Origin of the sequence: Streptomyces naganishii JCM 4654, assembly GCF_014650575.1 — a bacterium.
GTDB classification, from domain to species: Bacteria; Actinomycetota; Actinomycetes; order Streptomycetales; family Streptomycetaceae; genus Streptomyces; species Streptomyces naganishii.
Genome location: NZ_BMVF01000003.1, coordinates 356,830 through 368,779, shown reverse-complemented (window position 1 = coordinate 368,779; position 11,950 = coordinate 356,830). Strand labels below are relative to the sequence as shown.

Genomic DNA, 11,950 nt, shown 5'->3' with positions numbered 1-11,950 from the left:
CCGCGCGCACCCGCCCGCGCCGGGGCTGCCGCTGGCAGGGAGGGGTCAGGCGGCTCCGCCGCCCTCCGGCTCCTGTCCCGGGCCGCCGTAGCGCCGCTCGAACCGGGCGATGCGGCCCTCGGTGTCCACCGTGCGCGCCTTGCCGGTGTAGAAGGGATGGCTCTCCGAGGAGATCTCCACGTCCACGACCGGGTAGGTCTGGCCGTCGTCCCACTCGATGCGCTGGTCGCTGGTCGCGGTGGACCGGGTCAGGAAGGCGTATCCGGCGGCCCGGTCGCGGAAGACGACGGGGTGGTAGTCGGGGTGCTTGTCCTGCTGCATGGGTGCTCCTCGTGCGGCGGGGGAGAAGGCCGTGGCGCGGGGACGGCGGGTCCAGCGGGGCCGGGCGTACCGGGGTCAGCCGTACAGCGTGTCCTCGTCCACGACGTGCATGGCGGCCTCTTCTGCCGAGGCGGCGGCGCCGTCGATGCCCACGTCACTGGCGATCAGCGCGCTCTCCTCGTCCTCGTGCGCACCCTCGTCGGGCGCGACGAGCCGGCCGGAGCGGGCACCGCCGACCTCGTTGTCCAGGAGTTCCCCGTCCGTGCCCTCGCAGTCGCCGATTCCGTCGCCGTCGGGAGTGGCCTGGTCGGGCGTCTCCTCCGCGAGGCGCTGGTCCAGCGTCTCGCCGTGCCGGCGCTCCGCGGCGGTCACGCCGGTGTGCTCCACGGCCCACGGGCGCTCCGGAGGGGACCAGCCACGGTCCAGGGGGTCCTCGACTCCGTCGTACTCCAGCGTGTCCTCCGAGTCGAGCACCCCCGTGTCCTCCTTGATCTCGGAGTCCTCGTCGGGCTGGTAGACGTCGTCTCCCCATCCGTCGGCGCTGTCCACGGGTACCTCCAGGTGGTGGGGACGGGCCCGTTCTCGCCGCGGCCGGCGGGCGGCCGCCGGTGCGCGGGGCACGGCTGTCACCCGGCACGAACCGGACGGTTGCCGGGCGTTCCCCGAGCCGCTGCCTGTTTCCAGCCTTCCACTCCGGTTCGCCACCGCGCAACGGCACGGCACCGGCCCCGGGCCGGCGGTCCGCCCACCGCCGGCCCGCCGTCCGCGACCGCACCGCAATCCCCGCCGCCGCGGTCCTCCGCGGCGTGCCGTCCCGTGACCGGCATCCGTCCTCGGGGCGCCGCACGGTCACCCGTGCCAGGACCGCCACAGCGCCGCGTACGCGCCGTCCGCCCGGACCAGCTCGTCATGACTGCCCAGCTCACTGATGCGGCCGTCCTCGACCACGGCGATGACGTCCGCGTCGTGCGCGGTGTGCAGCCGGTGAGCGATGGCCACGACCGTGCGGCCTTCCAGGACGCGGGCCAGGGACCGCTCGAGGTGCCGGGCCGCGCGCGGGTCGAGCAGCGAGGTCGCCTCGTCCAGGACGAGCGTGTGCGGGTCGGCCAGGACCAGCCGGGCCAGGGCGATCTGCTGGGCCTGCGCCGGGGTGAGCGCGAGCCCGCCGGACCCGACCTCGGTGTCCAGCCCGTCGTCCAGGGCGCGGGCCCAGCCGTCGGCGTCCACCGCCCCGAGCGCCGCCCACAGCCGCGCGTCCACGGCGTCCGGGGCGCCTGCGGCACTCGTGGCACCCTGCCCGTCGGCGCAGGTCCGGTTTCGCGGGAGGGCCAGCAGGAGGTTGTCGCGCAGGGAGCCCACGAAGACGTGGTGCTCCTGGTTGACCAGGGCGACATGGGAGCGGACGCGTTCGGCGGGCATCCGGGACAGCTCCGCTCCGCCGAGGGTGACGCGGCCGTCGCGGGGCGAGTAGATCCCGGCGAGCAGCCGGCCCAGCGTGGACTTGCCGGCGCCGGAAGGGCCGACCAGGGCCAGGCGCGTGCCGGGGGCGACCCGCAGGGACACCTCGCGCAGCACGTCGACGCCCTCCCGGTAGCCGAAGTGCACGCGGTCGGCGTCGACGTCACGTCCGGCCGGAGCCAGCGAGGCGTCCCCGGAGTCCGGCGCGATGTCGCGGACGCCGACCAGCCGGGCCAGGGACACCTGGGCCACCTGCAGCTCGTCGTACCAGCGCAGGATCAGCCCGACCGGGTCGACGAGCATCTGGGCGATGAGCGCGCCCGTGGTCAGCTGGCCGACCCCGATCCAGCCCCGCAGGACGAACACCCCGCCGACCATGAGCACGGAGGCGAGCACGGTCACATGGGTGACGTTGATGACCGGGAAGAGCACCGAACGCAGCCACAGGGTGTAGCGCTCCCAAGCCGTCCACTGCCTGATCCGGCGTTCCGACAGGGCGATGCGCCGGTCGCCGAGGCGGTGGGCCTCCACGGTGCGCCCCGCGTCGACGGTCTCGGCGAGCGCGGCCGCGACCGCGGCGTAACCTGCGGCCTCGGATCGGTAGGCCGAGGGGGCCCGCCGGAAGTACCAGCGGCAGCCGGCCACCAGTACAGGCACCGCGAGCAGGACCGCCGCGGCCAGCGACGGCGCCGTGACGACCAGCCCGCCCAGCAGCAGCGCCGCCCACACCACGCCGATGGCGAGCTGGGGCACGGCCTCGCGCATGGCGTTGCCGAGCCGGTCGATGTCGGTGGTGATGCGGGAGAGCAGGTCGCCGGTGCCGGCGCGTTCCAGGACGCCCGGGGGCAGCCCCACCGACCGGACGAGGAAGTCCTCCCGCAGGTCGGCCAGCATCCTCTCGCCGAGCATCGCGCCCCGCAGCCGCACCTGGCGGACGAAGACGGCCTGCACGAACAGCGCGAGCACGAACAGGGCGGCGGTGCGCGCCAGATGGACCTCGCGCGCGTGCTGCGACACCCGCTCCACGAGGTCGCCCAGCAGCCACGGGCCCGCCATGGAGGCGAGCACGGCCGTGGTGTTGACGGTCACGAGCAGCACGAAGGCACGCCGGTGCCTGCGCAGCAGCTCGACGACGTAGGAGCGCACGGTCGCGGGGGCGCCGACGGGCAGCGTGTTCGCCGTCGTCGGAGCCGCCGGGTCGTACGCCGGTGGCGCCACGCCGATCATGCGGTCTCCTCGATTTCCCGGATCGCGTCGATTTCCCCGAAGGCGCTCCTCAGAGCCGCCTCGTCGTCCGTCTCCCGGGTCACCACCGAGCGGTACCGGGGCTCGCTCCGCACCAGGTCGTGGTGCGTGCCGACCGCCTCGACCCTGCCCTCGTGGATCAGGACCACCCGGTCGGCGCGGTCCAGGAGCAGTGGTGAGGAGGTGAACACCACCGTGGTGCGGCCGGCCCGCAGGTTCCGCAGGCCTTCCCCGATCCGGGCCTCGGTGTGCGAGTCGACGGCCGAGGTCGGCTCGTCCAGGACCAGCACCTGCGGGTCGGTGATCAGCGACCGGGCCAGGGCCAGCCGCTGGCGCTGGCCGCCGGACAGGGACCGGCCGCGCTCGGTGATCCGTACGTCCATAGGGTCCCCGGCCGTCGGGGAGGCCTGCGCGAGCGCGTCCAGGACGTCACCGCAATGCGCGGCGGCCAGCGCCTCGCGCGCGCTGACGCCGCCCGAGGCGGGCACGTCGAGCAGAGCGCGCAGTGAACCCGACAGCAGCACCGGGTCCTTGTCCTGGACGAGGACGGCCGTGCGGGCGGAGTCCAGCGGCAGTTCGTCGAGCGGTACGCCGCCCAGCAGCACCGGTGTGCCCGGTTCGGCGGGGTGGCCGCCGAGCCGTTCCGCAAGACGGCCGGCGGCGTCCGGGTCGCCGCACACCACGGCCGTCAGCAGTCCGGCCGGCGCGCGCAACCCGGTCGCCGGGTCGTGCAGCTCGCCCGACGGGATCCCGGCCGGCCGGGACCCCCCGGTGTCCGTGGTGCGTTCCAGCGACAGCACCCGGGCGGCCCGCATGGCCGACGGGCGGGAGAAGGAGTACGCCATGGCGATCTCCTCGAAGTGCCGCAGCGGATAGGTGAGGACCATGACGGAGCTGTAGACGGTGACGAGCTGGCCCACGGTGATGCGTCCCTCGCGGGCCAGGTGCACTCCGTACCAGACGACCGCGATCAGCAACAGGCCCGGCAGCAGCACCTGCACGGCGGAGATGAGGGACCACATGCGGGCGCTGCGGACGGCCGCGTGCCGCACCTCCTGGGAGGCCCGCCGGTAGCGTTCCAGGAAGAGTTCCTCGCCCCCGATGCCGCGCAGCACGCGCAGACCGGCGACGGTGTCGGAGGCCAGTTCGGTGGCGCGGCCCGCCTTCTCCCGCTGCACGTCGGCGCGGCGGGTCGCGCGGGGCAGCAGCGGCAGCACCGCCAGTGCCAGCGCGGGCAGTCCGGCGGCGACGACGACGCCGAGAGCCGGCTGGTAGAGCAGGAGGGCGACGCAGACCAGCACCACGGTGCAGGCCGCCGCGGTGAAGCGGGACACCGCCTCCACGAACCAGCCGATCTTCTCGACGTCACCGGTGGACACGGCGACGACCTCACCGGCGGCGACCCGGCGGGTGAGGGCCGAGCCCAGGTGGGCGGCCTTGCGGGCGAGGAGTTGCTGGACGCGGGCGGCCGCGGTGATCCAGTTGGTGACCGCGGCGCGGTGCAGGAAGGTGTCGCCGAGCGCGTTGCCCGCACAGGCCAGGGCGAGCAGTCCGCCCGCGGAGGCCAGGCGGGTGCCCGAGCCCTCGACGACCGCCTGCACGGCGAGTCCCACGCAGAACGGCAGCGCGGCGACCGACGCGAAGTGCAGCAGTCCCCAGGCCAGCGCCCGCAGCTGACCGCCGAGCTGGTTGCGCCCCAGCCACCACAGGAATCGTGGACCCGAGCGCGCGTCCGGCACGCCCGGGTCGGGATACGGAAGGTCGTGAATCTGCATGACGTCCCAGTGGCTCGTGGCAGGGGGCGGGAGAGGGCCGCCGGGGGCGGCGACAAGCCGTGACAGGGTCGCCTCGCAGCGTGGTCGAAGGCAAGCGGTTTTCCCGTGCGGGGCAACGGGGTTGGCCGCATCCCGCTGCCCGCTCACCGGCGTCCGTGTCTGACACACGCTCCAAAGAGAGGCGGATGAGGCTATTTGGACCAGTCTCGAGTAGATCGTCCCGATCGGGCTGGCCACCATGGAGGGCATGCGAAGTGGCGGTGGTAGGCGTGCGACGGCCGCGGTGGCGGCCTGCGGTTTCCTAGTGACGGTGCTGGCCGCGTGCAGCGGTCAGCGGACGGAGGTGCACCACGGTGATGTGCCCAGACCCGGTGGTCCGTCGGGGACCGCCCGGCCGAACCCCTCGGCGGCACCGGCCCGTGTCCCCGGAGTCGGCGAGCGGCTGTGGAAGAAGGTCCCGGCGGGAACGCGCCAGGTCGTCACGGTCTACGGCGACGGCAAGGACTCCCCGGACTCCACGCTCGTGCTGTACGAGAAGCACGGCAGCACCTGGCGGCTGACGGACAGCTGGCCGGCGCACAACGGCAAGCGGGGCTGGAGCGCCGACCACCAGGAGGGCGACGAGCGCAGCCCGGTCGGGGTGTTCACCCTCTCCGACGCGGGCGGGCTGCTCGACGACCCCGGCGCGCTGCTGCCGTACACCCAGGACGAGGACGCGTTCGCCTCGCCCTACTACTGGGACGAGGCGCACTGGCACGACTTCGACTACGTCATCGCCATCGACTACAACCGCCTGCGGGGGACGCGCCCGGACGACCCGACCCGTCCGATGGGGCAGGAGAAGGGCGGCGGGATCTGGCTCCATCTCGACCACGGCGACGGCACGTTGGGCTGTGTGAGCGTGCCCGGGTCCGCGATGGAGTACCTGCTGCGCACGCTCGACCCGAAGAAGAAGCCTGTGGTGCTGATGGGGGACAAGGCCGCCCTGCTGGCGTAGCCGGCCCCCGCTCGAGCGGTCGTGCCGGGGCGCTCGGGCCGGCGGCCGGCCACTCGTTCAGCAGCGGTGCCCCTGGGCGGGCACCCCGCCCACGAGCGTGTCCAGCAGTTCGCCGAGCACCTCGCGCTGCCGGTCCGTCAGCGGCGCGAGGATCTCCACCGCGGCGGCCCGGCGCGCGCCGCGCAGTTCGCGCAGGGCGGCGCGGCCTTCGCCGGTGAGCTCGACGCGGATCACCCGCCGGTTGGCCGGGTCGGGCACGCGGCGCACCCTGCCGCTCGCCTCGAGCCCGTCCACGAGTGTGGTCACCGCGCGGGGCACCACCTCCAGTGACTGGGCGAGGTCCGCCATGCGGGGCGGCTCGTCGAAGTGCGCCAGGGTGCGCAGCAGCCGCGACTGGGCAGGTGTGACGCCCTCGACGCGCTCCTGGAGGTGGTGCTTCTGGATGCGGTGCACCCGGCGGGTGAGCCGCAGCAACTGCTCGGCGAGGAGGCCGTCGGGATCGGGGGTGGTCATGCGGGAACAATATCAGGACAACGTTCATTGTGAGTATAGGTAACAATGAGCTATGATCCGTGAGTCGTCGCCGGCCGCACCGTCGCGCCGGCCCCCGCACACCCCGTAGGAGCCCATGCATCCCGACCACCAGCCCTCCTGGACCCCGCCCGCCGACACCCGGGAACAGCCCCGGCAGGTGCGGCGCATCCTGAAGCTCTTCCGCCCCTACAGGGGCCGTCTCGCGGTCGTCGGCCTGCTGGTCGGCGCCGCCTCCCTGGTCTCCGTGGCCACGCCGTTCCTGCTCAAGGAGATCCTCGACGTCGCGATCCCGCAGGGCCGCACGGGACTGCTGAGCCTGCTCGCCGCCGGGATGATCCTCAGCGCGGTCCTCACCAGCGTCTTCGGCGTCCTGCAGACCCTGATCTCCACGACCGTGGGCCAGCGCGTCATGCACGACCTGCGCACGGCCGTCTACGGACGCCTGCAGCGCATGTCGCTCGCCTTCTTCACCCGCACGCGCACCGGCGAGGTGCAGTCCCGCATCGCCAACGACATCGGCGGCATGCAGGCCACCGTCACCTCCACCGCCACCTCGCTGGTCTCCAACCTCACCAGTGTGGTCGCCACGATCGTGGCGATGGTCGCCCTCGACTGGCGCCTGACCGTCGTCTCGCTCGTGCTGCTCCCGGTGTTCGTGTGGATCAGCCGCCGGGTCGGCAACGAGCGCAGGAAGATCACCACCCAGCGGCAGAAGCAGATGGCCGCGATGGCGGCCACGGTCACCGAGTCGCTCTCGGTCAGCGGCATCCTGCTCGGCCGCACGATGGGCCGCTCCGACTCGCTCACGCGGTCCTTCGCCGAGGAGTCCGAGGGCCTGGTCGACCTGGAGGTGCGGTCCAACATGGCCGGGCGCTGGCGGATGGCCGTCATCACCATCGTCATGGCCGCCATGCCGGCCGTCATCTACTGGACCGCGGGGATCGCGCTCCAGCTCGGCGGCCCCAAGGTCTCCATCGGCACGGTCGTCGCCTTCGTCTCCTTGCAGCAGGGCCTGTTCCGGCCGAGCGTGAGCCTGCTGTCCACCGGCGTCCAGATCCAGACCTCGCTCGCCCTCTTCCAGCGCATCTTCGAGTACCTCGACCTGCCGATCGACATCACCGAGCGCGAACGGCCCGTCCACCTCGACCGGGTCAAGGGCGAGGTCCGCTTCGAGGACGTCTCCTTCCACTACGACGGCAAGGGTGGCGCGATCCTCGACGGCATCGACGTCACCGTGCCCGCCGGCGGCAGTCTCGCGATCGTCGGCCCGACCGGCGCCGGCAAGTCCACGCTCGGCTACCTGGTGCCCCGGCTCTACGACGTGACCGGCGGCCGCGTCACCCTCGACGGGGTGGACGTGCGCGACCTCGACTTCGACACCCTCGCCCGGGCGGTCGGCGTGGTCTCCCAGGAGACGTACCTCTTCCACGCCTCCGTCGCCGAGAACCTCCGCTTCGCCAAGCCGGACGCCACCGACGAGGAGCTGGTCGCGGCGGCCCGGGCGGCCCAGATACACGACCACATCGCCGCCCTGCCCGACGGCTACGACACGGTGGTCGGCGAGCGTGGTCACCGGTTCTCCGGCGGTGAGAAGCAGCGCCTGGCCATCGCACGCACCATCCTGCGCGACCCGCCGGTCCTCGTCCTGGACGAGGCCACCAGCGCGCTGGACACGCGGACGGAGGCGGCGGTGCAGCAGGCCATCGACGCGCTGTCCGCCGACCGGACCACCCTCACCATCGCGCACCGGCTGTCCACTGTCCGGGGCGCCGACCAGATCGTGGTCCTCGACTCCGGGCGGGTCGCCGAGCGCGGCACGCACGAGGAGCTGCTGGAACTCGGCGGACGCTACGCGGCACTTGTGCGCCGGGACGCGCAACTCGAGCCGACAAGCTGACGATATGCCAGGTTTGTGACGATATGCGGGTTACCGTGCCCCTCATGCAGACGAACCTCCCGTCACGAGGCTCACGAGGCTCACGAGGTTCCTGGGGTTCACGGAGCCCGGGGAACTCGGTCCGGCTGACGCGCCGGGGCCGGCTGGCCCTCGTCGTGTCCGGGGCCGTGCTGGTCGGCACCGCCGTGGCGGTGCCGCTGCTGACCTTCACCGACAACGGGCCGCCCACCGGCCCCCGCACCCTCGTGATCCCCGAGGGCTGGCGGGCCGGCCAGGTGTACGACGCCATCGACAAGGCCCTCGCCCTGCCCGCCGGAAGTACCAAACAGGCCGTGGCCAAGGCGGACCTGAAACTGCCCAGCGCCGCCGAGGGCAACCCGGAGGGCTACCTCTTCCCGGCCACGTATCCCGTCCGCGCGGGCGCGACCCCGCAGTCGCTGCTGGCCCTGATGGTCGACACCGCCGAAAAGAAGTTCGAGGGCGCCCCGATCGCCGCGGGCGCCCAGCGCAACTCGATGAACCTCTACCAAGCGGTCACCGTCGCGAGCATCGTCCAGGCCGAGGCCGCCTCCAAGGCCGACATGGCGAAGGTGGCCCGGGTCGTCTTCAACCGGCTCGAACGCGGCATGCCGCTGCAGATGGACTCCACCCTCAACTACGCCCTCAACCGCTCCACCGCCCGCACCACCGCCGCCGACACGCGCGTGGAGAGCCCGTACAACTCCTACCAGCGCATGGGCCTGCCGCCGACGCCCATCGACAACCCCGGCGAGGACGCGATGCACGCCGCGATCAACCCCGCACCGGGTGACTGGCTCTACTTCGTGACCGTCAAACCGGGCGACACCCGCTTCACCGCGGACTACGCCCAGCACCAGCGCAACGTCGCCGAGTTCAACGCCTGGCAGCGCACCCACAGCGCCCAGCCGCCCAAGTGAGCGACCGCCCTCACGCGGCGGCCGGTCTCACGCCGGCGGCCGTCCCCGTGCGGCGACCGGCCTCACGCGACGGCGGCCGTCCTCACGCGGCGGCCCAGGAGAGCGAGGGCTCGCGCAGCAGGCGCCGGACGTCCCGGACGGCCGCGCGCCCGGCGCGGTTGGCGCCGATCGTGCTCGCCGAGGGGCCGTAACCGACCAGGTGCACGCGCGGGTCGGCGACCGCCCGGGTCCCCTCGACGCGGATGCCGCCGCCCGGCTCACGCAGCCGCAGCGGCGCGAGATGGCCGAGCGCGGCCCGGAAGCCGGTGGCCCACAGGATGACGTCGGCGTCGACGCGCCGTCCGTCCCGCCAGGCCACGCCCTCCGGGGTGATCCGGTCGAACATGGGCAGGCGGTCCAGCGTCCCGTCGCGCAGGCCCTGCCGGATCGCCTCGTTCAGCGGCAGACCGGTGACCGAGACGACACTGCGCGGCGGAAGGCCCTGCCGCACCCGTTCCTCGACCAGCGCCACCGCCGCACGGCCCGCGTCCTCGTCGAACGGGCCCTCGCGGAAGACCGGCGGCCGCCGCGTCACCCACGTGGTGGCGGCCGCGTACGGCGCGATCTCCAGCAGGTGCTGGGTGCCGGACGCGCCGCCGCCCACCACGACCACCCGAAGCCCGGCGAACTCCTCGGGCCCCTTGTACCCCGCGGTGTGCAACTGCCGTCCGCGGAAGGTCTCCCGGCCCGGGTAGCGCGGCCAGAACGGCCGGTCCCAGGTGCCGGTGGCGTTGATCAGTGCCCGCATGGACCACACGCCGGCGTCGCTCTCCACGAGCATCCGGCGACCCGTGCCCTCGCCGTCCTCCTCGGCGTCCCGCACCGCCCGCACCCGCACCGGCCGCCGCACCCGCAGACCGAAGGTCCGCTCGTAGTCGGCGAAGTACTCGCCCACCACCTCCGAGGAGGGCCGCGCCGGATCGGCGCCGGTGAGCTCCATCCCGGGCAGCGAGTGCATCCCGTGCACCTTGCCGTACGTCAGCGACGGCCAGCGGAACTGCCAGGCGCCGCCGGGGGCGGGGGAGCGGTCGAGCACCACGAAGTCGCGCTCCGGCTCGAACCCGGAGCGCCGCAGGTGGTAGGCGGCCGACAGTCCGGCCTGGCCCGCGCCGATGACGACCACGTCGACCTCGTGTGTGCTGTCCACGCCCGTGCCAACCGTGCCAGGGGCCCGGAACTTCCCCGCCGTCCGGGAGGATGGGGTGCATGTCACATGCCTTCACCACCCGAGTGCTGAACGTGGCCTCCGGCTCCCACGAGACGGTCGTCGACCTCACCCGCGACTGCGAGACGTTCCTGCGCGAGACCGCGGACGGCCGCGACGGCCTGCTGAACGTCTTCGTGCCGCACGCCACCGCGGGCATCGCGATCATCGAGACCGGCGCCGGGAGCGACGACGACCTCCTCGCGGCGCTGCACACGCTGCTGCCCGCCGACGACCGCTGGCAGCACCGCCACGGCAGCCCCGGCCACGGCCGTGACCACGTGCTGCCCGCCATCGTCCCGCCGCACGCGACCATCCCGGTCCTCGGCGGCCGCCTGGAACTGGGCACCTGGCAGTCGGTGTGCCTGGTGGACACCAACAAGGACAATCCCAACCGCCAGGTGCGGCTCAGCTTCCTGGGCTGACGGTCAGGTTCCCTGCGCGGCGGCGCCGGGGGACGGACGGGACCGGCTCGGCTTCCGCTCGCGGCGGCTGCGGGTGGACGCAGTGCCAGCGGTGGCCGCCGGGACCGTCCGTCACCGCCGGGAACACGGCGGCGCAGGCGTCGTCCGCCTTCCAGCAGCGCGTGCGGAACGGGCAGCCGGAGGGCGGGTTGGTGGCCGAGGGGACCGGGCCGTGCAGGACGATCCGCTCGGGGCGCTCCAGCAGGCTCGGCGTGGCCGAGAGCAGGGCCCGCGTGTACGGGTGCCGGGAGTCGCCGCAGACCTGGGCGGTCGCGCCCTCCTCGACGACCCGGCCGAGGTAGAGCACCGCGACGCGGTCCGCCAGGTACCGCACCGTCTGCACGTCGTGCGAGATGAACACCATGGCCAGGCCGAGGCGGGCGCGCAGGTCCACGAGCAGGTTGAGGATCTGGGCGCGCACCGACACGTCCAGGGCGCTGGTGGGTTCGTCGGCGACGATCAGCTCCGGCTCCAGTGCCAGGGCGCGGGCGATGGCCACCCGCTGGCGCTGGCCCCCGGACAGCTGGCCCGGCAGCGCGTCCAGGGTGTGGCCGGGCAGGCCGACCAGGTCGAGCAGTTCCGCGACCCGGCGCTCGCGCGCGGCCCGCGTGCCCCGCTCGTGCACGTCCAGCGGGTCGCGCAGGATCCGGCGCACCGGCAGCCGGGGGTTGAGCGCGGTGGAGGGGTCCTGGAAGACGACGCCGACGGCCGACCCGAATCCGGTACGGCGTTGCGCGGGAGTCATCTTCCACAAATCCTTGCCGCGGAAGTACACCTGACCCTCCGTCGGGCGCTGCAGCCCGGTGACCACGCGGGCCAGCGTGGACTTTCCGCACCCCGACTCGCCGACCAGGCCGAGGATCTCGCCGCGCCGGACCTCGAGCGAGGCGTCGGTCAGGGCGTGCACCGCGTCCCGGCGCAGGATGCCGCCACCGCGGGCCCGGTGCCGTACGTGGACGCGGTCGAGGCGGACGAGTGGCTCCATGGCGGTGTCCTCCGGGGCGGTGGTCGCGGACGGCCCTGCGGGCTTCGGGTGCCGACCCGCTGGCTTCGTCGGGCGGCCGGGTGCGGCCGGGTG

Annotated in this window: 11 protein-coding genes; 4 read left to right on the top strand and 7 right to left on the bottom strand. The window is 73.6% G+C overall.

Annotated features, from left to right (window positions below):
- Window positions 1-45 precede the first annotated feature (45 nt).
- The 4 genes from IE217_RS07010 to IE217_RS06995 all read right to left on the bottom strand — a co-directional run bounded on the left by IE217_RS07010 (window position 46) and on the right by IE217_RS06995 (window position 4,799).
- On the bottom strand, window positions 46-321 hold the full coding sequence (locus IE217_RS07010) for a type B 50S ribosomal protein L31 (protein ID WP_190176841.1): 276 nt from the start codon (window positions 319-321) through the stop codon (window positions 46-48).
- A gap of 75 nt (window positions 322-396) precedes the next feature.
- Window positions 397-870 carry a DUF5709 domain-containing protein gene (locus IE217_RS07005; protein ID WP_190176840.1) on the bottom strand — a complete coding sequence of 158 codons (474 nt, stop codon included), beginning with the start codon at window positions 868-870 and terminating at the stop codon, window positions 397-399.
- 300 nt (window positions 871-1,170) lie between these two features.
- Window positions 1,171-3,006, bottom strand: coding sequence for an ABC transporter ATP-binding protein (locus IE217_RS07000; protein WP_190176839.1), 1,836 nt, complete (start codon window positions 3,004-3,006; stop codon window positions 1,171-1,173).
- Complete coding sequence (locus tag IE217_RS06995; protein ID WP_190176838.1) at window positions 3,003-4,799, bottom strand: ABC transporter transmembrane domain-containing protein; 1,797 nt, start codon at window positions 4,797-4,799, stop codon at window positions 3,003-3,005. The genes IE217_RS07000 and IE217_RS06995 overlap by 4 nt, the downstream gene beginning before the upstream one ends.
- 247 nt (window positions 4,800-5,046) lie before the next feature.
- Between IE217_RS06995 and IE217_RS06990 the strand changes: the two genes are divergently transcribed.
- A complete protein-coding gene (locus IE217_RS06990) occupies window positions 5,047-5,796 on the top strand; it encodes a L,D-transpeptidase family protein (protein WP_190176837.1) in 750 nt (249 codons plus the stop codon).
- Between the two features lie 57 nt (window positions 5,797-5,853).
- Here the strand turns inward: IE217_RS06990 and IE217_RS06985 are convergent, their stop codons facing one another.
- Entirely contained in the window at window positions 5,854-6,309 is a 456-nt protein-coding gene (locus IE217_RS06985) for a MarR family winged helix-turn-helix transcriptional regulator (protein ID WP_190176836.1), read from the bottom strand.
- Window positions 6,310-6,424: 115 nt separating this feature from the next.
- On the opposite strand from IE217_RS06985, the gene IE217_RS06980 reads away from it, so the two are divergent.
- A complete protein-coding gene (locus IE217_RS06980) occupies window positions 6,425-8,227 on the top strand; it encodes an ABC transporter ATP-binding protein (protein WP_190176835.1) in 1,803 nt (600 codons plus the stop codon).
- Between the two features lie 44 nt (window positions 8,228-8,271).
- Window positions 8,272-9,165 carry an endolytic transglycosylase MltG gene (gene mltG / locus IE217_RS06975; RefSeq protein ID WP_190176834.1) on the top strand — a complete coding sequence of 298 codons (894 nt, stop codon included), beginning with the start codon at window positions 8,272-8,274 and terminating at the stop codon, window positions 9,163-9,165.
- A gap of 82 nt (window positions 9,166-9,247) precedes the next feature.
- On the opposite strand, the gene IE217_RS06970 is transcribed toward mltG, so the two are convergent.
- Complete coding sequence (locus IE217_RS06970; RefSeq protein ID WP_190176833.1) at window positions 9,248-10,351, bottom strand: FAD-dependent oxidoreductase; 1,104 nt, start codon at window positions 10,349-10,351, stop codon at window positions 9,248-9,250.
- Between the two features lie 59 nt (window positions 10,352-10,410).
- Between IE217_RS06970 and IE217_RS06965 the strand changes: the two genes are divergently transcribed.
- The gene (locus tag IE217_RS06965) at window positions 10,411-10,833 is read left to right on the top strand and encodes a secondary thiamine-phosphate synthase enzyme YjbQ (protein WP_190176832.1); all 423 of its coding nucleotides are present in this window, start codon (window positions 10,411-10,413) and stop codon (window positions 10,831-10,833) included.
- Here IE217_RS06965 and IE217_RS06960 read toward each other — a convergent pair.
- Window positions 10,817-11,857: an oligopeptide/dipeptide ABC transporter ATP-binding protein gene (locus IE217_RS06960; RefSeq protein WP_190176831.1), complete on the bottom strand. Its 1,041-nt coding sequence runs from the start codon at window positions 11,855-11,857 to the stop codon at window positions 10,817-10,819. The genes IE217_RS06965 and IE217_RS06960 overlap by 17 nt on opposite strands.
- Between the last annotated feature and the right edge of the window lie 93 nt (window positions 11,858-11,950).

Bases quoted from the DNA above. Each gene is read 5' to 3' on its own strand.
- IE217_RS06980 (WP_190176835.1), top strand. From the start codon at position 6,425: ATGCATCCCGACCACCAGCCCTCCTGGACCCCGCCCGCCGACACCCGG.
- IE217_RS06990 (WP_190176837.1), top strand. From the start codon at position 5,047: ATGCGAAGTGGCGGTGGTAGGCGTGCGACGGCCGCGGTGGCGGCCTGC.
- IE217_RS07000 (WP_190176839.1), bottom strand. From the start codon at position 3,006: ATGATCGGCGTGGCGCCACCGGCGTACGACCCGGCGGCTCCGACGACG.
- mltG (WP_190176834.1), top strand. From the start codon at position 8,272: ATGCAGACGAACCTCCCGTCACGAGGCTCACGAGGCTCACGAGGTTCC.
- IE217_RS06960 (WP_190176831.1), bottom strand. From the start codon at position 11,857: ATGGAGCCACTCGTCCGCCTCGACCGCGTCCACGTACGGCACCGGGCC.
- IE217_RS07010 (WP_190176841.1), bottom strand. From the start codon at position 321: ATGCAGCAGGACAAGCACCCCGACTACCACCCCGTCGTCTTCCGCGAC.
- IE217_RS06965 (WP_190176832.1), top strand. From the start codon at position 10,411: ATGTCACATGCCTTCACCACCCGAGTGCTGAACGTGGCCTCCGGCTCC.
- IE217_RS06985 (WP_190176836.1), bottom strand. From the start codon at position 6,309: ATGACCACCCCCGATCCCGACGGCCTCCTCGCCGAGCAGTTGCTGCGG.
- IE217_RS06995 (WP_190176838.1), bottom strand. From the start codon at position 4,799: ATGCAGATTCACGACCTTCCGTATCCCGACCCGGGCGTGCCGGACGCG.